We start from the raw sequence: 23,154 nt of genomic DNA, 5'->3' as shown, positions 1-23,154 counted from the left end.
GTTTGTTTCTATTTGGCTAGAAAATAAAAATAAGCCGAGGAAAAACAGATGTGCATACCTGTTTTTCACTCGTGTTCTAAGAAAATAAAGTTGTAGACTGAAGGTGTAAGTTTATCAAGCTTTTCAAGAATAATAATCATTTACCTTCGGAAAATAGGTTTTAGACTGGAGAGTAGAGAGGATAGAAACCAGCCCCTATATTGAAAAATAAAGTTTTAGACCGAGTTACTAAAACCTAATTAACATGCAAGGTTAGGCTCTAAGAAAAATCTATATTCTAGATTTAATGATTCGTCATTTTCTAGATGTTCAGGATATTCGATATTTTTATCTCGATAAAAAATTGCCTGCTCTAAAGTTGGAACACTATCAAATTCTCCAATACGTTGTCTCCTTCCATCGAAAAGAACTAAATACCCCATAAAATGTATATCTGTGTTTTCCTCATGCGATGTACGAATGTAATCTCGTAGTTGTATTGCTCCTTCAATAGCTCTTCTTTCAGAATAATCGCTTGTCTTTCTACGAGTTTCTAAGTTGAATGATTTCCCAAGCCATTTTACTTCTAAAAGGGCAACAGCTTTTGACATTTTCCACGTTACCTTAAGATCCACTGGATTATCATCATCGACATTTTGTTCCCTTTTAACTTCTGGATTTCCTCTTAATACACTACGTAGGAAAATCCACAATGAATCTCTTAAAGAATGTTCTGGACCTGGCTTAAATCTTAATCTGTCCGAATTAATCCAACTATCACTAATCTTACTACATATCGAATACCTTGCATTTTTATTATAGTATTGCCATAAGGCGGCATGTAGATCTTTAAAAGTAGGTTGAGCAAATATACTGTAAGAAGCTGAATCAGGGTTAGTAACAGGGATCGACATCCCATTGGCCCAAATAAACTCTATTTTATGTTCAAACAAGTAGCTTATTACATTTTTATCTTGTAAATTAAATTGTCCCATCGTACAAAGTAAACATTGGTTTTCGTTCAAAATAATTATGCATGTCTCTTCACGAAAATTTTCCATTACTTCTTTTCTGTGCACAAGTCTTCCTATTGATAAGTCCACCTTTTCAGTTGTAACTACACAAGCAAAATTCCAACTAATCTTCTCGGGAGGATGATATTTAAAAAGCTCAGAAATAAAAGAAGTAAAAATAACTATATCTGGCATACTTTGCTCTTGCGAAAACGCCCTGCTAATTTTCAACTCTAAATTCTCTGATACGACTTTATTTAGAAGTGTTGGGTCTATCATTGGGTTCACCTGTTTTCTTTTCAGATAAAAGTAATAAATAGTCGATCCATATAGATGCGGGTATAAAAATGTCATTTCTAAAGTCACCAATAGCATTTTTTAATGCACCAAACTGCTCATATAAACTATTTGAATCTTTACTATGTAAAGTTGTTTTTATTCCATGTTCTTGAGCTAACGATAACTCAGGTTCCTCATTAATAGCTCTTGAAACAATAGGTAAAGATTTCGTTAAACACGCACTAATACTTGCATCAAGATACTTGATTCGCCATTTAAACCTATCCAGTTGCATAAACTCATTAAACAAGCCAGTAGTTATTACTGTACCCGCTTTATTTGAAATAGTATAAAAGTCTTCACCAGTTGAAGAAATAACAGTACCCTTTCTGATTAGCAAATCCAACTCGTTGTTTATTTCAGAGCTAAAAGGTCCTCCAAATTTATGATGGCTGAAATGATAGACCCATTCGTTTGACTTATGCCCATCATAAATACTTAATAAAAGACTCAAATAAGATAACAAAGTGATCTCAGTCCGATGTAACTCATCATATTTTTTTTGTGAAATCATCAATAAATACAGTATATCAAAGCTTGCTTCTGGGCAATTTTTCACTTTTGATCCCCACTTATCATAGCACTCTCTATTTCTTTTAATGCAATGTTGAACAGACTCAGTCGCCCTCTTTGTACTGAGGACAGGTTTGCCCATGTCAACATGTTAATAAGATTGAATTGTTCTTTCCCCATTTGTTTTGCAAATGTTTTTACCAAGCCTGATGAGTTTAAATTTGCAGTGATTACTAATTGATGACCTCTATTAACAAACTCAGCAAACATTTCACCAGCATTTGCTTCGTAAGCTATGTCTAATGAGCCCTCCGGGGTATCAATTAACATTGCCCCTTCAGATGTACCGTCAGCAATATAATCAACTATTGCCATACGCAAAGCAATATCTATAAAAAACTTCTGTGACTCAGATAATTGATGGTCAGCAGTTCTTCCAGTATCCTTAAGTGTTAATAGAAATGCGAGTAACTCCTTAGCATCATTTGTCTCTTGCGTAAAGGTAATATCAACATCTAAACCGGTAAACGCCCTTGCTAAAGATTTAAATTTTGGCAAAAATATTCTTTGTGCTTCCTCATACTTTTTATTCAGCAAAGAATGTAACTCAAGAACCTGTTCTCTTAATTTTTCTTTTTTAGCTGTCTCCTTATCCTTGTCAACCTCAACTTCAAGAATTGCCGAATGAAGAGAGAGAATTCGTTTTTGTACTGCATCGTCTACTACCTCTTTTTTATTACTCTGTAATGAGATAAATGTAGAGGTTTGCTCAATTTCCATTACTTCTGCTTTTGAATGTTCAATATAATTGCCGAGTGATTCCAATTCATTTCGTAAACGAGTGGATCTTGTGACTCTATCAGTTAGACCATAGTTTATTTGTGCTAACTCTTCATCAACTTCCTTTAATTTCTCTACCACCGAAGATTCATCAACCTGATTTTCGGTTAAATTTGTATGGCACAACGGGCATTGATGATGTTGAAGATAAGCCTCTGCACTTTTCCATACTTCAGAATCTGAAGTATTACAAATCACGCAATGGCCTTTTAACAATTCCGAAATAATTGGGCTATTTTTCAAATCAACACTGTCCAATGAGGAAAAGAGAGAATTATACAGTTTGTCATACTCATTTTTAGTAAGATGCTGTTGTGCAGTTAGTTCAGCAATTTGAGCCGTGATTATATCTAATTCTGCTTTAGTCTTTAGATAAGCATTTTCTGCCGTTTGTAATCCATCTAATAAACTCTCGTACTTTTCTTTTAGGGCAGCCTCAGTAAATTCCTGATCAACAGTGTTCTCTTCTTCCTTATTTGCAAATTCATTTTGCAAGGCTTCAATACGTTTGTTTAATTTATTGATTTCAAATTGTAAATTTCGGATTCGTGAGTTGGACTTTTGAACCTCAATAGCCAGTCGATCAGCTTCAGCAGCAGTTTCTGGGCTTATACCGAGCGTTAAGAACAGCGTTGGTGTAAGGATACCTGGTTCCCAGAACAGCAACTCACGATCTTCATCAAATGACATAATTTTCACTTGTAAAAATGCAAATTGATCAAATGAGTTCAATCCCATTAATTCGACAACAGCATTTTCATAGTTTGAAAAAGTTGCTCCCTGACATTCAAAGGCCACCACAGAATTATCAGGAAAGAAATTCCTTGAAACACTTAGTATACAATTATTTAACTCAAAGGTAACCGTGACATTAGCAAAGTCTCTGTCTATATCATTAATCCTTCCATCAAAATACTCTGATACAAATTTTGTGGATTTATAGAACTCTGATACAGACCTAATTTTCCTTCTTGGTGAATTAATTATTCCTGTTAAACCATAGTTAATACAATTCAATAATGTTGACTTTCCTAGTCCATTAGCACCAATAATACACGCTGCAGGCTTTTCAAAATCTAAAAAAATTAAGTGATCTTTTGACTCATATAGGGAAAAATGTTTAAGTTCAAGTGATTTTAATCGTGGGAGGTGTAGTTTTTTTGTCTCCATTTCTCAATTCTCCTTTTGTTCACACGTATATAATCGCCATTACAGTCAATTAAAAAAACACTTATAAATATTAGTATGCCCGAAACAAATTTCTATAATTTCTCATCTTCTACAAATCTACCCTCTCTAATATAGTACTTTTTTATCGTTTTTTAAGCTACCGGTATTTCAATTCATTTGCTATTATTAAAGAGAAAATGTGTTCCTAAGAAAGGTTGTTAAAGCTGTGAATTCAAAATTACTACAATTCTATCGTGAAATAGAAAAGAACATCGATATATGTAACGATCCGAAGTATGGTGCACTAGTGCATCCTAATGATCTTGAAAATTACCCTATTCATAACTGGTATCGTTTTAAGGAAGGATACTCCCCAAGATTACTAGAGGAAGTATTAAAATATTCAAAATTGGAAAAGGGCATTAAACTTTTAGATCCGTTTTGTGGTTCCGGAACGACCCTACTGTCCTCAGTGTTGGAATTAGATATCGATTTAGATCTTGGAGTAGGTATTGAAGTTAACCCATACATCCATTTCATGGCTAAGACAAAATTAAGCTTCTCACGTCTAAACACAGAAATAGCAATTAACTTTCTTGAATCTCTAAAATCTCATAATTTCAATCTTGATTTAACATCCTTTAGTATTCCAGAATTGTCAACAATAAAGAAAGCATACTCATCATCCACACTAGCACAGTTGCTTTCCCTTAAATTCCTAATTAAAGAACGTTTTCATGAAAGTAGTTATGAACACGATTTTTTTATGCTGGCTTATTCCTCTTTACTAGAAGAAGTCAGTTGTATGAAAAAGTCAGGTAGGGCTTTAAAAATTGTTAGAGAAGCGAAGGATTATGACGTTAAAGAATTGTTTATAAACAAAACCAAACAAATGATTAAAGATACTATTTCCAATTTCAACAAATCAAGTAAATTAAGTAATTTATCTTTGATTAACCAAGATGTTCGTACTCAACCGATTAGTGATGAAAACAAATTTAATCTGGTAGTTTTTTCGCCACCTTACTTAAATCATTTTGACTATACAGAAGTTTATAAAATAGAGCTTTGGATGTTAGACTTTGTAAGCAACTATGACGATTTTCGTTCCCTAAGATTTAAAACTCTTCGATCACATCCTAGTGTGAAATTTGAACCAACAACTTATTATCTCGAAAAAGACTCAACAATAATAAGAGAATTGATTAGTTATATTGATACAGAAGTTAGCCCTGAACCTTTTTTCAAGTCCATCAAAGGTTATATCGATGATATGTACACTTTGTTTCAATTTTTGAATAATATTACAACTCCTGATGTAACAATAGCTTGCATAGTAGCAAATTCATTATTTGGATCAGTTAATAATGATAATCTTACTCCAGTTGCAACAGATCTTATCATAGCAGAAATAGCAAAAAATACAGGTTTTGATGTTTCAGAAGTTAAAGTAGCTCGCAAAATGACAAGGCGAGGATTATCATTCCCTTACGGGAGGGAAAGTATACTATATTTTAGGAAAAGAGGAGTTTCAACTAAAAACACGATTTATACATTCCAGCAAAATTTAAATATTTAATTATTTTTGATCTAGAGGATGTCCAAAAAGTCCATTTTCGAGTAAATTGCACTGAAATTAAAAACCCAAGAATGTTGAACTAACGGCATTCTTGGGTTTTGCTTTTTTTAGTTATCGGGCGGAAATACAACTTTTCGGACAGACCCTCCTTTTTCTTTTTAATTAATACTCCAATTGCTCAAAATTTTTATCCTTATTTTATTTGCCCACCTTTGAATTGAATCTTGTGACATATGCTTTAGATACTTAAATTCAAAGCTTGGGTTCTGTTTTAATAACTCTTTATTCCACGAACCGTTATTATCTAATAACAAATTAAGTAAAGTAATTACCACGCCATCTTTTATTTTGTTCTCTATATGATAACTAGTGATTGCTCTAATGAAAATTGTAGAGATTGAGTAATTATCTGGTCTGCCAATCTCAACACAAATAACATCATTACCATTCGGAATTTTAAAAAGAACGACTGCATATTTTCTTCGAATACTGTGGGTTATAAAAGAAATTCCCTTATCTCCTGGTAACTCACAAATTTGCAAATCAATTGAGACCTCAGGCATTAACTCTTGTAATATTTTAATTGCATTCACAAAATCTTCAAGACCTGTACCTTGCAGTTCGTACTCCACTTGCAATTTACGAAAGTCTACTGGTCTCCTATGGCCACCTGGAACCGATTCAGTAGTTGTAACCAAGTTATTAAGAGTACCCTCACCATTCTTAATCTCCTTACTTAGAGGCACACTGTTGGAAGATGCAGTCTCATTTATTGTTACACTTGGTTTAAAATCAAATCGCAATCGAGTTGCTTGTACATCAATTTGTGGGTGCACTTGCGCATCAAAAGAGGGGAGAAGTGATTCATCAAGCTCATGATCGTCACCAGTTTTGGATCTTTTAACAACTCGGCTACCGACATTCTGACTAGAGGCACTTCGAATCACCACACCCTCATGTTCAACAGTTATATTACGATAAGGCGGTACAAGTCCCGAAGCGTCTAAGATGTTAAGAACTAATATCGCTCTGTCGTTTTCGATAACCCGGGAAACCCAATTACTATTGCCTTGTAATGGAACATGGACACTCACTTTATTGTTAGCAGATAACTGCGTAACAGGGTTGAATGGATTAGTTTGCATCGCATTACGAAAAAAAGACTGATACACCTGATTCCATGCTTTTTTAGCTAAACGGTCATTGAAGAGCCACACAAGATGAGCGATTAGTCCTCTGTTAATATATGATTTGGGTATCGCTTTGGAAAGATTAATATAGTAATCACCGTTTGTATCATCTGTATCCAATACCAAGCTATCAAGTCCTGTGGGATGAACAATCGCGTTTGCCAAAAAACGTGAGGGAGTCAGAAATGCCCTTATGATTTCTATACAAGGGACGACCACATTTTTATCTTCATGCTTAATAACCCAACAGAGCTCCTCATAGTTTTCCTTGAAAAATAGCTTATATAGTTCTTTTCCAAACGCCTTTCTAGCTGGTATCACTTGTCCATTTTGTAGCCGCTTAAGTGAAAGTTTTTCTATTTTGCCGCGTCCCATGCTTTTCATTGGCTTACCATCAACGACATATTGTCCAAATCGAAGCCATGGCAACGCCCCCCAAGGAATTGTTGCAGTCTGATCAATGGCACCATTGGTTCTACGGAATACTACATCAAAAACCCATTCCCCATTTCCTTTCCGATAGGGAGAGCGAAACCAGTGAATAGATACCTGTTCGCCTTTAGTAAATGGCCAACTTGAAAATTTTAATGTATCCAAAGTGATTCACCACCGTCTCGTACCGCTTGAATTGTTGGAGCTTCATAGTGATATTGTAGAATTTGCGCTTCGATTTCATCTGAAATCAGAGAAGTATATCCTGGTCTCAAGCCCGCAATTCTTTCTATTTTCCAACGCAAAATCCGTTCATTTCGGTTGTGAAGAAGCTGTGTAGCCCATCTAATTCTTCTTATTTGAAATTGTTCAATGTCTTCGGTGTACAATTTGAATACACTCATGGTAACTGGCAATCTATTTTTGTGTTTCTCGAGTAATGACTGCAAACCAATTTGTTTGCCAACGTAAGCAATCGTGACCCTAATAGGCTTTTGCATTTCATTTGAAAGTATTTTTTTGCACTCTGCCTCAACCTTGACGCTCGTTTCTAAATCACGCAACTCCCAATTGACTCTCTGGATGACGTCCTTTTTAGTTCTTCTGTGATCTGATCGGCTATGAACTATCGGCGCATCTTTCTTGGTTACTTTTAGCTTAGGCCGAGACTGCCGATTTTTCTCAGCTACATCTCTTTCTAACAACTGAGCATATTTAATAACGGTCTTCGGATCCACCCCTAGATCACGGGCGATTTTCCTAAAGGAACCTGCTTGATGTTGTAATTTATTAGCCAGCAAGGATAACCAGACGGGACCAAATTCCTTTATCCTCCCGATTCGTAATTGATCATTTTCAGATCTATCCGGACCTCTTCGTGAATAGACAAAGCCACATTCGCAATTAAATGTCCCAACTGGTCTCCGAGTATCAGAGCAAATCGTTACATCACAATGATCTATCACTTTCTTCAAAAAATGATCTGCAGCATGGTTTAGACAGGGCCAAGGAGGCTGTCCAAATGGATGGTAACCTCTAGTTTTGTTTAGAAATTCTTCTACCGAATGAAATACAAAATTGATCAATAAAAGATAACGGATGGGGTGAAGGGTACGTCTTGTCTTTCGGGTAGCAATAGATAACCAACTAAATTCGTCTTCTATTGTTGATTCCAAAAGTGTTAATAATTCGTTTCCATAATGAAGTTCAAAATCGCGATGTAACATTCCCTGGCGAATCCTGCCGCTAGGAGTGGCATATTGTGAGTATTGTAATTCAGGCAAAAAAACTGTTTTCGCGCTATATAGATTTGGAATGTCAGATATGGAATACAGCTTTTGGATGTCTCGTGCTAGTTTTAGTAACATCTCTTTTGTTTTTGGTGAAAGTGTTTCATAGTTTGCTAAAATGGATTCCACTTTATATTTCTCTATGCCCGTCAGTGGACAAGCAGTAAAACCATGTCTGTTGAGCTTAGCTGTGGGATACGCTACTAGAGGAGAGTGGTGAGTTGGGCAAATAAACACTCCTGGAGTATTGTGAATACGATGCCAGTACGACTCACCATAAGATTGGATATCCTCTGAAAGACATTCTATACAGAAGTACAACCTGTTCTTTTGACACACACCACCTGCCATAATCCCAATTGCCATTTGAACAGCTCTTCCTTGATTTCCTTTCAGCATATCTTTGATCTTTTTAGGGCGGTCTGGTGGTAGAAATGCGGCGTAGAAAGGGAATATACTGTGCTTATTGATGAAATCATCAGCAGTATATACCGCCCCCTTTGGGAGCCTCTGAATTAATGCATATAACTGGCTAGAGAAACCAATAGAGGAGACTATTGCTTCAGAACCAAACAAGTCCTGCAAGGTGGATTTAAAACTCACATTACCACTTCGAGCATGGTAACGAGCAAACACGCTATACATTAACTCATCCGGGTAAGGAGTAGGAAAAAAGGATAGCAAGGCAGTCTCTCCCTTACGCTAAGAACTCATTCGGATTTTTAATATATCCAGCCAACTTCAATGACTCATAACCAGAAATCTTTTTGCTTTGTCCTAGGGAAGTGATTTCCCGTAGGTCCTCGGCTGTACGAATACTACGGTTTCTTTTGCGAGTAGATTTTGGTGGAGATGATACAGTTTTTTCTGTGGAGCTACCTAAAGCTATTTTTAGTGCTATTTGATTGAAATCAATGTCTACTAGTGACTGTTGATGATCCTGAACCGTTTTCTCCGCTGCTGCATTTGCAACTGCTGATTCAATCCCAGCATCAATTAACCAGTTGGCTATCTGTTTTATGATCTGGACATTAGGACCAAAACCTAGCTCCGATTTAATCATTTCGAGACGTTTCTCTTGTTTATGTTTTGCTTCCAATTCATCTAAGTAGTCCATGACGGATAAGCTAGCATAGACATCTCCAAATTTAGCGATTTTACTTTTATCACCGGATTTCAACGCTGTTAGAGCAGGTTGAAGCAGCTGCAATCGATCTTTTGCTACAGACTTAATAATCGCGGGCGTTAGACATCCTTTGTCGGTATCGATTGCACGCCACTGTGACAACATAAAGAGTTTAATAGCAATGTCTGTTATTCCTTGAGATTCTTCGTACATGGTTTCCTTAATTTCATCTGTAAACTCTGCTCTGTTGTTAGTCCACTGAAATTTCCACAAGCCTTGCAAAAAGAAATCCCACTCATCATCATTTTTCATCCGATCCCAGATTAGATCACCTTGTCCTGTTCCACGGCGCGCATTTCGGAATTCTCCGTCCAGAATAGGGAGAGCCTTGAATGTACCAACCACAACTACTGGTAGTCCAATGGTATTCACAAGCTGGACGAAAAAGTTGAGCATTCGTAAACCGCCACCACTTTTGGCCTCACTGAGGTTTTGGATCTCGTCAATAATCAAAACTCCAAGACAATGTACGGCCGCGATTTGCGCCATGATCGGTAATAACTCATCCACAGAACGGCGACCACCCGCATGCTTTTTGTGATAATTGGTTCCGAGCATCTGATCAATTGCTTGGAAGAAATTAATACACAGCCCCTTAATAGAGCCATCTTGCGGACAGTCCATTTTCATCCACACGATTTGGTAAAGGCTAAGGTTACGGTCCTTATACTTACTATGCATAATGACCTGTGGATACATAGACAAGACTCGTACCAAAGCTGACGATTTTCCGATTCCAGAAATACCTACAATTGCAAAGCCTGATGAACTTGGATTAACAATCGGATAGAGTCTGCTTTCTCCATAAGTAATAAGATCGTGAGCATCATTTCTAGCACGGATTGCATAGTTTGGTTCCAAAGGATTCCTACCGATGTATCCATCTCGGATTAGTCGTGAAATTCTCTGCTCTAGCTCAATATGCGTAGACAAGGGCTGAAAGTAAGCTCGCGCAATACGTTGAACACAGTGTAGTCGTAGGTGCGTTGGCAAATTTCTTTCATTTGCATTGAATATAGGCCTTGAAGCCATTTTCCTAACTGCAGATGCTTCATCCCATATTGGTGGCAGTGCTTCCAATAGAGGATTACCAGCATAATCCTCTAACTGGGGATCATGGTAGTAAGCTTCAACCGCTAGACCCCTGAATATTGAATTTGAAGGTGCTATATCATTACTCATTTTCATCACCATCATCATATGGATCTAGTATGGACCGCAGCCGAGAGGTCTTCTCTGCGGGGGGGATGTAGCCAGTCTCCATCTTTGTATCACTCTTCGTAAAGGGAACAACTTTATCCGTTTTTTCTCTTGGTGTATCTTTTTGGGGATCTCCCAAACTTAATACTTCTTTGTACTGATTTTGTTCTTTTTCAAATTTGCGATTTTTACGGATGTGCTTTGTTCTCTCACGATCGCTAGAATCACTTTTTTCCAAGACCTCATTAGTTTTTCGTGTAGCCTCTTGAACGACACCCTTTATGTAGGCATCCAGTTCAATCTTGGCTCGCATAGTATCATCACTTTTTTCTTGCTTCCCTTGCTTCTCCATTTCTAATAAGTCTTCTACCTCTTCAAATCGTTTATTGAAATATCGTTCTTCTCGCTCAAACAAATAGCATTTCTCAAACCTTTGTCCATCATCAAGCCAAATATATATTGAATTCGTCGTTCGTGGATCGTAAGCGACCGGGATTAGCCAGCTTCCCTTAGCACGAGCTTTCGTAAACCATTGCTCTCGAATAGCGATCTCACTTGTATAAGCCATGCCTTTAAATAAAATCCCTGTCTTAGTAACGGAAGCATTACCTTTGTACATTAAGTTTAACTTCACGATATCTTCTGGGTGCTTTTTCAGCCTTCCGGTTCGATTCATAATGCCCCAATTCCATAGTTCTCGCGGAATAGATGAAATATTATCAGCTACTAAAAATTCATTTCGGTCATACCACTCCATGTAGTGTTGATTGTTATGATAAAGAATCGTTCTGATGATGATCTGTGTGAATTCATGAAGTGTTAACTTTGCATCTAGGCGATAGTCTCGTTCACCACGTTCTCTATTTCTCGCAACAACTGCCCCTGGTACCCACTTGATCGTTCGATGATTGAATAAACGAAATTGTTGCTCCACAATCCCTTTCCAGTCAGCACGATAGGGTGGCTCTGTCTCCACATCAACTCCCAGTGTATTGATCAGGTTGTTGGGCATCGTTCCCTCAAGTTCTCCTCGGTCTGCTGTAAGTTTCTGTGGCAAATGACTACTTATCCAATCATCAGCCTCTATTTCAATGCCATAGTCAGCACAGTATGATTTCTTGTCAGATGCCGTGTTTGCAAGAGCCATCATTGCTCCTATCCAACTTGGGCCTTCCAATCCTACATACAGACCGGCAATATATCTACTAAAGACATCAATGACGACATAAATGATTGGGCGTCCAATGATCCATTCTCTGTTGTAATGACTAACAAGGTAAATATCCGCAACGGTGGCATCAATCTGAAAGCGAGAACCAGGACCAAATGATTCTTTCGTTGAACTACCCAATATAGGCCTATGCTTAAGTTCAAAATTCCGTTTACCTTGCCGTTTCTTTATTGATTCCTCTAAATCCAGCTCCTTCTGATACCAATACCTGAACTGTCCAAACGTGGGTAATTCATCCTTATGGGGTAGTAGAGGAATCCTAGTATTATCTTCACTTTTCTTAAATCCAATATTGAAAAATGCCTCCATCGTTTTCTGATAGGCACGTCTTAAAGGAGCCTTTTCCTTCGTGTTATAAAACAAACGAATACCCGAACGAAAAGATTGCTTCATCTCTTCTGAAATATTTACTCCTGTAGGCTCATCAGAGAATTTTTTAGGTCGTCCTCTTTTTGCTTCACCACCTATGCGTTCAGCTCCTAAACCACCTGAATTTTTATAGTAGGGTAGCAAAGCATTAACCATCTTACCAGCTTGCCAGTATCTTCTTAGATATCGATAAATGGTGCTTTTATGTATTTGAGTTGTTTGTACTGCTTCTGCAACCATGACTCCTCGCAGCTTGGGATCAAAGACATCGGGTTCTTGTTCTACAATTGAAGAGATTACTTCCCAAGCCTTGTCCCTTATCTCCTTGTGTTTTTGGGGAATAGAAGCTTCCTCAATAAACAGATTGGGTAATTGTATAAATTCGATCACTCGGTGATGTTTTTCAAGTGCACTTTTAACATACTCTTCGACAGTCCTTACTTGAGGAAATGCTTTTTCATCATCTAAAGCAATCGTAACGACCTTTTCATGTTGGGAATCGATCCACAGTATCCGTTCAATGTGGCCATTATCTAATGGCTCAGCATCAATATCTTTCCATTCGACAACAGTGTTTGTAACGAGCCACTCCAACATGTTTATCCCCCCATTGCCGAGTTCCTTAGTTGCTCATTTTCAATAATTATTTCGTCCAATGGCTGTGATGGTAAGATTGGTTTACTCATATTCACTTTCCATCTCTTCGCCGCTATGAAATGCCGTACCATCGCTAATGATGTTCCTGGCTCTAGACCTAACTTATCGTCTGCTACGGCAGTCGCTGTAGCCATTGATGTGTGAGCATCTGAAAGACTTTCAAGAACAACCTTCTCTATCCCAGATACGATGTAAGGGCCAAGATGATGAACATCTTCATTATTTCGTTCTTTATGAACCCATTCGATGTTCTGTACAAAGATCTTTGGGATGTCTACTTCCGTAACAATTCCCCAGTCAATATTACGTTTTGCCCAATAACGTCTTTCAATTTCAAACTTCTCGATTACTCTAGAAGAGTCTAACTGTGAAGAAGGTTTGATTGTTCTGGCTATCTCACGATTACCGACAGAGATCAAAAAATCAGTTGTTAAAACGATTGGATGGTTAGATTTAGGATCTGTAGGATGCTTAATATTGAGCTCCTCAGCTATAGAGAGAGTTTCTTCGATGGGGAGGAGGGGGAACTGCTCACGAATATCAGTGACACTATCTGACCATTCAAGAATATACAGGTAGGAACGTTCAAGATCTGAATGTACGTGGTGAATTCGCTTGGTTTTCCATCCATGGATACGAGTAGCTCGACCAGAAGAAGGTACGTCTTGAATGAGAAGCCACGGTATATATTCCCGACCGTATCCCTGGCCACGGCCTTCTTTTATACGCTTTTCAATCTGGCTTATCGAGGTTTCGCGTTTTCGTTTGGTCAATCAGCATCCCTCCCACACTTCTAATGGTGTATACAGCCTTACCATTGGCATAAGCCTCATAGATATCTTACGAGTTACAATATAACAAACAAGAGCATCAGATATATCAAATAGATGAGTATCCTTCTGATGGTTCACACGATGCTTTGCATCATTGTACAATCCGACTATCACTCTGAGATCTATCATCAATTGATTATCTAGCCTGTTAGAAACGACCCATTGGGTTAATGCCTGGCCCAAGGGCATTCTACTAAAACTAAACATATTCTTTATCATTGACTCTAAATGAAGACCACACATATGAACAATTTCTCTTGTTACCCATGAAACATGCTGATGATCCATCTGGAAATAAGCATCTATGTATTGAAAAGGTCTTAAAATTTCTCGGTCACGGACATCATACCTACCAATATCACCTTTATTAATGTTAAAAATGCCAATACCACCAATCACACGATCAAGCACCAATAGATTTTCGTAGAAATTTTCTATATTAATTCTTAGCTCTCTCAACTGAACCTGCTCTTCTCTGGTTAATAACCTGTCTGCAGTTTCAAATAAAAGTCGTTTCATTTTTCAACATCCCCTAAAATTAAGAAAGAGCTACCCTAAACAGGTAGCTCGATCAATAGACTTTATTCTTAGTTGTAGTATCCCTGTAGTTTCTATCTTCAAGTACCACACCAGCAGTATACCCTTATACTTCCAGTCTAATACTTTATTTTACAGTCTACAACTTTATTTTTCAGTCTAACACTTTATTTTCTAGTCTAAAACTTTATTTACTCAGAACAACTCGACTTATTAACCCTTCAACCCCTACTCAACCGTCACACTCTTCGCCAAGTTCCGTGGTTTATCCACATCAAGGCCGCGAGCGACAGAAGCGTAGTAAGCAAGCAATTGCAATGGAATGACGGTCAGAATCGGTGTGAGCATTGGCAGAGTGGCTGGCATGTAAATGACCTCATCCACACTCTTCGCCAGGTCGTGGTTGCCTTCAGTCGCAAAGCCCAGTACATGAGCCCCGCGAGCTTTTACTTCCACGATGTTGCTTACCGTTTTTTCGTAGATGTCTGGTTGCGTAGCCAAAGCTACAACTGGAACATTATCTTCAATCAGCGCAAGAGTACCGTGCTTCAGCTCACCAGCTGGATACGCTTCGGAGTGAATGTAAGAGATTTCTTTCAGCTTCAGAGAGCCTTCCAGCGATACCGCATAGTCGAGGCTGCGGCCGATGAAGAACAGGCTGCTTACCTCTTTCGTGCCCTCTGCAAAGCGACGAATTTGATCATCGTCATTCAGCATGGAAGCGATTTTGCCAGGGATCTCGCTCAGGTGCTCAACCACTTCAGCAACCTCAGCAGCCGCCATGGTGCCTTTTACTTGAGCCAAATACAGGCTGAACAAGTACAGGGCAACGACTTGGGAGGTGTATGCTTTCGTAGATGCTACCGCTACCTCTGGACCAGCCCACGTAAAGATCACTTCGTCAGCTTCACGAGCTACGGAGCTGCCTACCACGTTGGTGATAGCCAACACCTTCACGTTACTCTTTTTCGCCTCACGCAGAGCAGCCAGCGTATCTGCTGTCTCACCAGATTGGCTGATGACGATCATCAGTGTCTTGTCTGTGTAGATCGGATCACGGTAACGGAACTCGGAAGCAACTGCTACCTCTACAGGTACGCGTGTCCATTTTTCGATAACATCCTTACCGACGAGACCCGCGTGCATGGAAGTACCGCATGCCACGATGTAGATGCGATCGTATGTCGCCAGTTCCGCATCGCTCATTTTCAGCTCAGGCAAAATCACTCGCTTGTTTTCCTCGTCAATGCGGGCACCCATGGTATCGCGAACAGCTTGAGGCTGCTCGTGCATTTCCTTGAGCATGAAGGAATCATATCCGCCTTTTTCCGCTTGTACCAGATCCCACTCGACATGGAACAGTTCCCGCTCGATTTTCTCGCCGGTCTCTGCGTTCATCAGTTCCACACCATCGCGAGTCAACACAGCCATTTCGCCTTCGTTCAAAATGTACACGTCACGTGTATGTTCCAAAATAGCTGGGATATCCGAGCCGATAAAGCTCTCGCCTTGACCCACACCAACTACCAACGGACTAGCCAAACGAATCGCTACCAGCTTATCTGGCTCGTGTTCCGTCATGATTCCCAATGCATAGGCACCACGCATACGTTGTACAGCACGACGCGCTGTAGAAACGATATCGCCATCGTACATGTCAGCGAGCAAGTGAGCGATAACCTCGGTATCTGTCTCAGAGGTAAACTTGTAGCCTTTTGCCAGCAGCTCTTCTTTCAATGGCAGGAAGTTTTCGATAATCCCGTTGTGAACGACTGCAAAAGCCGCTTTCTCGTCTGTATGTGGGTGGGAGTTCTCGTCAGACGGTTTTCCGTGTGTCGCCCAACGTGTATGCCCGATTCCCATAGAACCAGTCAATGGCTTCGACTCCAAACGACTTTCCAGAACAGCCAGACGGCCTTGCGCTTTTGAGTAATCCAAGCCGTTTTCATTCACGACAGCAACCCCTGCTGAATCATAGCCGCGATACTCCAGCTTGCGTAGTCCTCCGATAACGATGTCTTGCGCTTGTTTATTTCCAATATATCCAACGATTCCGCACATAAGTGTATGGTCCCCTTCCAATTTGGCGAGGGACTTCCACCCGAACAATGGTACGGGGGTGAGTCCCCCGCCATTCCATGTTTTTTCTATGATCATACTGTTTCTTCTATTTCGGCAATGGCAAAAAACGTATCACACACAAGGTTTTGTCCATCAGATCACCCTGATGTTTTGTCCCTGCGCTCTGCGGCAGTGATACTGCTGCCGGGAGGTATCCGCCGAATCCTTCGATAAACCTCCACCTCGTCCACTGGGCTCCATGTCGGGCAGCCTCAGTGCTGGCGCTTTCCAATGGTATGCATTTGGTTTACGTGCTTGTTCTTTTTTGCACAACCCCTCCCAAGTTTTTCTTTCTTGGTGCTAGCGCACATGAACACTGTACCACAGATTGTGAAGAGCGACAACATGTCGTCGTCGTATTTTAGTTGTATGCAAAAGGGAGCGGCATCGAAACCGCTCCCTGAAACTTTTTACACTACTTTTACACTAATTGTTGTTTGACCACGTCAACGATCCGATTCACGAGCCCTTCCAATTGTGCCGCATCTGGACCTTCTGCCATGACACGTACGATTGGCTCTGTTCCAGACGGACGAACCAGAACGCGACCATTGCCAGCCAAATCTTCTTCTACTTCACGAATCGCCTGCGCAATAGCTTCATTACCATTCAGCTTTGACTTGTCCTCTACACGGACATTGATCAGAAGCTGCGGATACTTGACCATCACTTGTTTGAGCTCGGACAACGGCTTGCCAGACTCCTTGATGATGTTCAAGAGCTGCAGACCCGTTAACAGACCGTCTCCTGTCGTATTGTAGTCCAGGAAGACGATATGACCCGACTGTTCGCCACCGAGATTATAGCCGCCGCGCAGCATCTCTTCTACTACATAGCGATCCCCAACAGCAGTCTTCGTTGTATTAATGGAGCACTCTTCCATCCCTTTGAAGAAGCCCATGTTGGCCATTACGGTCGTGACAACTGTATTGTTGTTGAGCTTTCCTTTAGCCTTGAGCGCTCGAGCACAGATCGCCATAATATAGTCGCCGTCGATGATTTCACCATTATTATCCACTGCAATGCAGCGATCTGCGTCCCCATCAAAGGATAGACCCAAGTCAGCTTTATGCTTTAAAACTTCTTCTACTAAGCGTTCAGGATGCGTTGAACCGCACTGGTCATTGATGTTGATTCCATTCGGATTCGCACCAATCGTAATGACTTCAGCGTCCACATCCGCAAACAGACGAGCTGCCAATGATGAGACAGCACCATTTGCACAGTCCAGAACTACCTTCAGACCGTCAAATCGCTCGGATACAGTGCTCTTCAAGTGAGAGAGGTACTTTTGTCCACCCTCCAGGAATTCCAGAACCGTCCCGATTTGTTCGCCTGTTGGTCGAGGCATCGTATCCTCTGCCGCGTCCAAATACTGTTCTACTTCAGCTTCCACTTCGTCGGACAGTTTAAAACCGTTGCTGCCGAAGAACTTGATTCCGTTATCCGGAAACGGATTGTGAGAGGCGGAGATCATAACTCCAGCATCTGCACCAAGTGCACGTGTGAGATACGCTACCCCCGAGGTGGAGATAACACCCAATCTGACCACTTCTGCTCCAACCGATAACAGTCCAGCCAAAAGCGCGTTTTCCAGCATTTGACCGGAAATGCGCGTATCGCGCCCAATCACCACTTTTGGTTTCCCTTCCTGCTTGTGTCTGGTGAGAACGTAACCGCCAACGCGTCCGATTTTAAATGCCAGTTCGGGTGTCAGTTGTGTATTTGCTACACCACGTACACCGTCTGTTCCGAAATACTTCCCCATGATTGTCCCTCATTTCCTTCCTTGTGCACACAACAGCTTATGTCTACCTTTGCTTGTTCGTGATTTGAATTGTGACCTTTTTCGGTGCGCCCGCAGAAGTCTTGATATACTCCGACTGATTGAAAATATAATTCAATGGTACTTCGTACACACCCGCCGGCATATTGCTGACATCTGCTACGACCTGCAAGTCTTCATGCCTCAACTGATTCAGCACTACTGGAGCGCCGATTACGTCGAAGTCGATTGTAGACATCTCCTGGCCATCGGTGGATAGTACCTTTGCTTCCATGCTTTCTGATAGCCCGCTAATGCGAATCGGAATCTTATCCAAACGCTTGGTCGTTGATGGAACGACTTTTAGCGATACGGTCAAATACTCCGGCTCCACCTTCACAATATTATCCATTAACGGTATCTTTAGCTCTATATCGCGATCTGATGTAATGTTGCTGAGATCGATTTCCGGCCCTGGATAAGTGTTGGATTTGATGCCATCAATGACTTCCTTCGGTCCATAGACTGTGACCTCTTCCACATTCATACCCATACTAGCCAAACTATAGCCATTCGGCAATTCATTCGTCAAGTTTAATTTGATTGGCACTTTGGCAAACGGACTCGTTACGGGAATGTTCACTTCTACCGTAAGTGGCACTACATCGGCACCTTGAATCACGTTGCCAGACTTGTCCACGACTTTGAGCGGAACCGTTGTTTTGATTGCGGAAGTAGCCCCTTCCAGGTCAACCGATGCCTTAACAGCTGCTACCTTATTCACTTGGCTTTCAGGTACCCTTACCAGTGCTCTAAACGGCTTTACAATAGGTTCTCCAGCCGTGTAACCGGGGGCGACCTGTCCCAATTTCTCCACAGAGACTTCACGCTCAACTGTCTTCTTCTCTTCCAAAGTAATTTCCACGATATTCGGGATGATCCCTACCTTGACTTCATCCGGGAATCCCTTGTACTGGACAGGTACACGATGTGTTCCTTTGCCTAGGCTCGTCGCATCGACATACACTTCCCACGATTCTTCTGGGAAGAAATTGTGTCGATAAAAAGGATTATTACTTTCCAAGGCAACCTTTACCGTTCGTTGCTGCTTGACCACCTGGTAACGATCGGTATCGTATTTCACATGCAAATTAACACTGTCAATAAAAGTGGGCTGACTTGCCTCAGGAGTCGTCGTTTGTTCGGCTTCCAGATTGACAATCATCCACGTCATGATAGCCAAAAGCAACGCAACAGCACGTGCAAACCAATGACTGTTTAACCATTTATCCATGTTTTCGCCTCCATTGCCAACGACTTCCCATGGATTTGCCTTTGGACAGAGGCTGAAGCTGTTCTGTCAGCATCTCTGCCAGTTGCGCCTCCGTCAGATTGCGATTCATTGCTCCATGCGCGGCAAAGGACACCTGTCCAGTCTCTTCAGATACGATGATCGCAATGCCATCGGAAACCTCACTTAGCCCTATTGCCGCTCGATGGCGCGTCCCCAACTCTTTGGAGATGGAATTGTTTTCAGACAGTGGAAGATAACAGGCAGCAGCCATAATCATGTCTTTTCGCATAATGACTGCACCGTCATGCAGCGGTGTATTTGGAATGAAAATATTAATCAGCAGCTCCGAGCTGACTCGCCCGTTAATGCCAATACCCGTTTCCACGTAGTCATTCAGACCCGTCTCTCTCTCAATGACGATCAATGCACCAATGCGACGCTTGGCCATGTACGTAACCGATTTGCCCACCTCTTGAACCAAGCGGCTAACTACCTCTTCATCCTGCGTACTGCTTGAACGGGAAAAAAGCTTGCCTCGCCCAAGCTGCTCCAGTGCTCGACGCAATTCCGGCTGGAAGATGATGACGACGGCCAAAACCCCGAATGTAAATGCTTGATTCATCAGCGCGTGTAGTGCCGTGAGCTGGAAGTATTTGCTGAGGAACCATGTGATGACGATGACCATAATCCCCTTCAGCAATTGTACAGCGCGCGTCCCGCGAATAAGCATAATGATTTTATAGAACACGTATGTAACGAGTAAAATATCCGTTGCATACCGTAGCAAATCCCCATAATCCATGGATATCGATATCATAACGAAGCCCCCATATCTCGCTCCATCTAATGAAGTCAGTCTATCTCCTGCGGAAAAAGCACGGCTCCACTGCCGTGCTCTGATAGCTGTACTCTCTATTTTCTCTTATGGCAAGATCGGAAGCAAGTCATTTCCAATATTTTTCACCTCATACCAGATCCAATCTACGATCGCTTCGATCGATTCGGTATTTCCCACGACTTGGGCGGTAGATGCCACGAACACTTTTCCTTCAATAGCCACAACATTTCCTGTTACATGGCCTTGAACATCTACGTTTCCGTTGCGTACAACCAAGTCTCCATCAATATTGGTTCCTGCTGGTACAACTACGACATTGCGTTCACGATCTATTTTTAATTTATCCAAATTAGCAGAGGATACCTGTAGAGTGTCATCCTGATCAAACCAACTGTTGAGTACGCTGCCGGTCATCAAAAAGAGAAATACCGCTGCAGCTGTCAAAAACGGATGATTACGAAGCCATCCTGATAACAGATTCGCTTTCGTCGGCGCAGGCAATTGCGCAAGTACACGAGCTGTAAAATCAGAAGAGACATGAATATGTGAAGCGCTTTGAACAAAAGCGATGGCTCTCTGCAACTCATGCATATGCTGACGACAACTCACACAAGTCTTTATGTGTGCTTGCAATTGCAGATTGGCTAATTCATCAGTGTCCCCATCTAGATATTCGTGGATGAGGCAAATCATATCCCGGCATTCCATCGTGATTTTCTCCTTTCTCACATCAATCGCAACTTGCTGCGTAATGCTTCCCTTCCTCGGTGAATACGCGTCTTGATTGTCGTTATGGGAAGCTTTACGATATCGCTGATCTCCTGCAACGACAAATCCTCGATATAACGCAAGATCATAATCGAGCGATATTTGGGCTGTAAGTGAGACAAAGCATCTTGCACAGTCTCTTGCAGCTCCTGCGTTACGACTTTGTCCTCCGGTGTTCGCTCGTTAGAAGACAGGCGTGAATACCAGTCCAAGCCTTGCCCTGGTTCGGTTTCTTCATCCAATGAAAAGTCAGGTCGTTTTTTCCGGCCACGGTCGATACATAGATTGGTCGCGATCCTGTAGATCCACGTGGAGAACTTATAGCTGTCATCGTATGAATGCAAATTGGCATAGACACGCAAAAATGTTTCTTGCGCGATGTCCTCTGCATCCTGACGGTTTCCCACCATACGATATGCGAGCTGAAATATCTTATCTTTATAAATCTCGATTAACTCCGCAAAAGCTTCACGGTCTCCGCGTTTAGCCCGCTGAGTCAACCGTTTCTCTACAAAATCCATGCGATCCTCCCCACAATACCGTAATCCTATATACGGATGATACTACATATGGTTTCATTTTTAATCTTGTGTTTGTGCGGATAATTTGTTGGGAAATAGAGGAATAAGCGTATTGCTTTCTTCTATATATAAGTAATGATAGCTCATTTATCTCACGGGTGGAAAGGAGAGTGCAACGATTGTCAAAAAAAAACGTTCTCCTCGAGATTGAAATGCTGCGAAAAGAACTCAACGATCAATACAAAAAACAAGCCTGCATTACTCCAGAATTAGTTACACTAAGTGTACAACTGGATCAGCTATTAAATAAACTGCGTCTCCATCCTTAGAATGTACAGCTTTCCCTCATCAAAGTAAAGATGCGGTAAAACAAAAAAAGAGGGCCAAAAGCCTCTCTTTTTTCATGATCTTCTTCATTTATTTTATAGTAATTTATCACCAAAAACGGAACTCATCAAAGCGACCGCAACGCGAGCTGTCATGTTTTCTCGGTCAAGAATCGGGTTGACCTCTACGAATTCTGCCGAGCAAAGAATATCTGCATCTGCCAGCATTTCCAATGAGACATGCCCTTCACGATAGGAGATACCACCTATTACTGGCGTCCCTACTCCCGGAGCATCGTGTGGATCAAGTCCATCCAAGTCGAGGCTCAAATGCACGCCATCTGTGTTTTTGGACACATGCGCGATTGCTTCATCCATGACTCGAGCCATACCCAACTTATCAATTTCATGCATGGTGAAAACCTTCATCCCGATACGCTTGATCAATTCACGCTCACCTTGATCCAGATCACGCGCTCCGATGATGACCACGTTTTCTGCCTTTACCTTTGGTGTATATCCCCCAATGTTCGTCAGACGCTCGTGTCCATAACCCAAGCTCGCTGCCAAAGGCATACCGTGAATATTTCCCGATGGAGAAGTGGCACCCGTATTCAAATCACCATGAGCGTCAAACCAAATGACACCCAGGTTTTTTACGTGCTTAGCCACACCCGCAATGGTTCCAAGGGCAATACTGTGATCTCCACCCAATACGAGTGGGAATCGACCAGCAGTCATGATATCGCTTACAACATTGGCAAGCTTTTCATTGGCTTCCACGACTTCATCCAGGTATTTATGGTTTTCCGTCTCGGTGAAGTGATGAGGGCGCGTTACAAAAATATCTCCGCGGTCTTCAATATTGAAGCCCATCTTTTCCAGGCGTGCTACAACACCTGCATAACGGATTGCGCTAGGTCCCATATCAACTCCGCGGCGGTCTGCACCTAGATCCATCGGTACACCAACAATGCTCATGTTTTTGTTCATAAAAGTGCCACCCTTTCCTTCGTCCATTTCATTCTCTACTCCTATATTGTAGCCCCGGAAAGCAAAATGACTCAACTCGACATGATTTTGCATAAATAACCTGTCGGACAAGCTTTGTCAAAAACACAAAAAAACGAGCAACCATTTCGGTTTCTCGTTTCTCGTAAACAT

At 41.2% G+C, this 23,154-nt stretch carries 18 protein-coding genes; 2 read left to right on the top strand and 16 right to left on the bottom strand.

All coding sequences use genetic code 11. The annotated features are described in order from the left end of the window. Nucleotides 1–239 precede the first annotated feature (239 nt). From HP401_RS34535 to HP401_RS34525, 3 genes are read right to left on the bottom strand one after another with little or no spacing between them, the layout of a single operon-like run. The gene (locus HP401_RS34535; protein WP_173607096.1) at nt 240–1,271 is read right to left on the bottom strand and encodes a hypothetical protein; all 1,032 of its coding nucleotides are present in this window, start codon (nt 1,269–1,271) and stop codon (nt 240–242) included. Beyond that, a complete protein-coding gene (locus HP401_RS34530) occupies nt 1,246–1,890 on the bottom strand; it encodes a hypothetical protein (RefSeq protein ID WP_173607095.1) in 645 nt (214 codons plus the stop codon). Before HP401_RS34530 ends, HP401_RS34535 begins: the two co-directional genes overlap by 26 nt. Further along, the gene (locus tag HP401_RS34525; protein ID WP_173607094.1) at nt 1,887–3,854 is read right to left on the bottom strand and encodes an AAA family ATPase; all 1,968 of its coding nucleotides are present in this window, start codon (nt 3,852–3,854) and stop codon (nt 1,887–1,889) included. Before HP401_RS34525 ends, HP401_RS34530 begins: the two co-directional genes overlap by 4 nt. A gap of 226 nt (nt 3,855–4,080) precedes the next feature. Between HP401_RS34525 and HP401_RS34520 the strand changes: the two genes are divergently transcribed. Beyond that, nucleotides 4,081–5,433 (top strand): TRM11 family methyltransferase, encoded by a 1,353-nt coding sequence (locus HP401_RS34520; RefSeq protein ID WP_173607093.1) that lies wholly within the window; start codon nt 4,081–4,083, stop codon nt 5,431–5,433. A 158-nt stretch (nt 5,434–5,591) separates the two neighbouring features. Here HP401_RS34520 and HP401_RS34515 read toward each other — a convergent pair whose 3' ends face one another. From HP401_RS34515 to sigW, 12 genes are all read right to left on the bottom strand, one after another. Beyond that, complete coding sequence (locus HP401_RS34515; protein WP_173607092.1) at nt 5,592–7,220, bottom strand: hypothetical protein; 1,629 nt, start codon at nt 7,218–7,220, stop codon at nt 5,592–5,594. Then, entirely contained in the window at nt 7,208–9,028 is a 1,821-nt protein-coding gene (locus HP401_RS34510; protein ID WP_173607091.1) for a TnsD family Tn7-like transposition protein, read from the bottom strand. Before HP401_RS34510 ends, HP401_RS34515 begins: the two co-directional genes overlap by 13 nt. Before the next feature lie 13 nt (nt 9,029–9,041). Next, on the bottom strand, nt 9,042–10,718 hold the full coding sequence (locus HP401_RS34505) for an ATP-binding protein (RefSeq protein WP_254457192.1): 1,677 nt from the start codon (nt 10,716–10,718) through the stop codon (nt 9,042–9,044). After that, nucleotides 10,705–12,927 carry a Mu transposase C-terminal domain-containing protein gene (locus tag HP401_RS34500; protein WP_173607090.1) on the bottom strand — a complete coding sequence of 741 codons (2,223 nt, stop codon included), beginning with the start codon at nt 12,925–12,927 and terminating at the stop codon, nt 10,705–10,707. Before HP401_RS34500 ends, HP401_RS34505 begins: the two co-directional genes overlap by 14 nt. Nucleotides 12,928–12,929: 2 nt before the next feature. Then, complete coding sequence (locus HP401_RS34495; RefSeq protein ID WP_173607089.1) at nt 12,930–13,760, bottom strand: TnsA endonuclease N-terminal domain-containing protein; 831 nt, start codon at nt 13,758–13,760, stop codon at nt 12,930–12,932. Next, a complete protein-coding gene (locus HP401_RS34490) occupies nt 13,761–14,339 on the bottom strand; it encodes a hypothetical protein (RefSeq protein WP_173607088.1) in 579 nt (192 codons plus the stop codon). It abuts the gene before it with no gap. A gap of 246 nt (nt 14,340–14,585) precedes the next feature. Then, complete coding sequence (glmS, locus tag HP401_RS34485) at nt 14,586–16,418, bottom strand: glutamine--fructose-6-phosphate transaminase (isomerizing) (RefSeq protein ID WP_173607116.1); 1,833 nt, start codon at nt 16,416–16,418, stop codon at nt 14,586–14,588. 481 nt (nt 16,419–16,899) lie between these two features. Further along, a complete protein-coding gene (gene glmM, locus HP401_RS34480; protein WP_012684019.1) occupies nt 16,900–18,246 on the bottom strand; it encodes a phosphoglucosamine mutase in 1,347 nt (448 codons plus the stop codon). A gap of 43 nt (nt 18,247–18,289) precedes the next feature. Then, entirely contained in the window at nt 18,290–19,537 is a 1,248-nt protein-coding gene (locus tag HP401_RS34475; protein ID WP_087349885.1) for a CdaR family protein, read from the bottom strand. Then, on the bottom strand, nt 19,530–20,354 hold the full coding sequence (gene cdaA, locus HP401_RS34470) for a diadenylate cyclase CdaA (RefSeq protein WP_016742679.1): 825 nt from the start codon (nt 20,352–20,354) through the stop codon (nt 19,530–19,532). Before cdaA ends, HP401_RS34475 begins: the two co-directional genes overlap by 8 nt. Nucleotides 20,355–20,459: 105 nt before the next feature. Further along, nucleotides 20,460–21,083 (bottom strand): zf-HC2 domain-containing protein, encoded by a 624-nt coding sequence (locus HP401_RS34465; protein ID WP_012684016.1) that lies wholly within the window; start codon nt 21,081–21,083, stop codon nt 20,460–20,462. A gap of 17 nt (nt 21,084–21,100) precedes the next feature. After that, nucleotides 21,101–21,664: an RNA polymerase sigma factor SigW gene (gene sigW, locus HP401_RS34460; RefSeq protein WP_016742677.1), complete on the bottom strand. Its 564-nt coding sequence runs from the start codon at nt 21,662–21,664 to the stop codon at nt 21,101–21,103. 170 nt (nt 21,665–21,834) lie between these two features. On the opposite strand from sigW, the gene HP401_RS34455 reads away from it, so the two are divergent. Further along, the gene (locus HP401_RS34455) at nt 21,835–21,993 is read left to right on the top strand and encodes an aspartyl-phosphate phosphatase Spo0E family protein (protein WP_064203429.1); all 159 of its coding nucleotides are present in this window, start codon (nt 21,835–21,837) and stop codon (nt 21,991–21,993) included. Between the two features lie 93 nt (nt 21,994–22,086). Here HP401_RS34455 and rocF read toward each other — a convergent pair whose 3' ends face one another. Beyond that, nucleotides 22,087–22,983, bottom strand: a complete 897-nt coding sequence (gene rocF, locus HP401_RS34450) for an arginase (RefSeq protein ID WP_012684013.1) — start codon at nt 22,981–22,983, stop codon at nt 22,087–22,089. Nucleotides 22,984–23,154 lie beyond the last annotated feature (171 nt).

The sequence above is a fragment of the Brevibacillus sp. HB2.2 genome (assembly GCF_013284275.1).
GTDB lineage: Bacteria > Bacillota > Bacilli > Brevibacillales > Brevibacillaceae > Brevibacillus > Brevibacillus brevis_D.
The sequence above is the reverse complement of the archived record's forward strand: the minus strand, read 5'-3'. Positions and strand labels throughout refer to the sequence as shown.

What these genes read in the sequence shown, in the direction of transcription:
- sigW (WP_016742677.1), bottom strand. Translation starts at nt 21,664, where the DNA reads ATGGATTTTGTAGAGAAACGGTTGACTCAGCGGGCTAAACGCGGAGAC.
- HP401_RS34535 (WP_173607096.1), bottom strand. Translation starts at nt 1,271, where the DNA reads ATGATAGACCCAACACTTCTAAATAAAGTCGTATCAGAGAATTTAGAG.
- HP401_RS34490 (WP_173607088.1), bottom strand. Translation starts at nt 14,339, where the DNA reads ATGAAACGACTTTTATTTGAAACTGCAGACAGGTTATTAACCAGAGAA.
- HP401_RS34505 (WP_254457192.1), bottom strand. Translation starts at nt 10,718, where the DNA reads ATGAAAATGAGTAATGATATAGCACCTTCAAATTCAATATTCAGGGGT.
- cdaA (WP_016742679.1), bottom strand. Translation starts at nt 20,354, where the DNA reads ATGATATCGATATCCATGGATTATGGGGATTTGCTACGGTATGCAACG.
- HP401_RS34475 (WP_087349885.1), bottom strand. Translation starts at nt 19,537, where the DNA reads ATGGATAAATGGTTAAACAGTCATTGGTTTGCACGTGCTGTTGCGTTG.
- HP401_RS34465 (WP_012684016.1), bottom strand. Translation starts at nt 21,083, where the DNA reads ATGGAATGCCGGGATATGATTTGCCTCATCCACGAATATCTAGATGGG.
- glmS (WP_173607116.1), bottom strand. Translation starts at nt 16,418, where the DNA reads ATGTGCGGAATCGTTGGATATATTGGAAATAAACAAGCGCAAGACATC.
- glmM (WP_012684019.1), bottom strand. Translation starts at nt 18,246, where the DNA reads ATGGGGAAGTATTTCGGAACAGACGGTGTACGTGGTGTAGCAAATACA.
- HP401_RS34500 (WP_173607090.1), bottom strand. Translation starts at nt 12,927, where the DNA reads ATGTTGGAGTGGCTCGTTACAAACACTGTTGTCGAATGGAAAGATATT.
- HP401_RS34525 (WP_173607094.1), bottom strand. Translation starts at nt 3,854, where the DNA reads ATGGAGACAAAAAAACTACACCTCCCACGATTAAAATCACTTGAACTT.
- rocF (WP_012684013.1), bottom strand. Translation starts at nt 22,983, where the DNA reads ATGAACAAAAACATGAGCATTGTTGGTGTACCGATGGATCTAGGTGCA.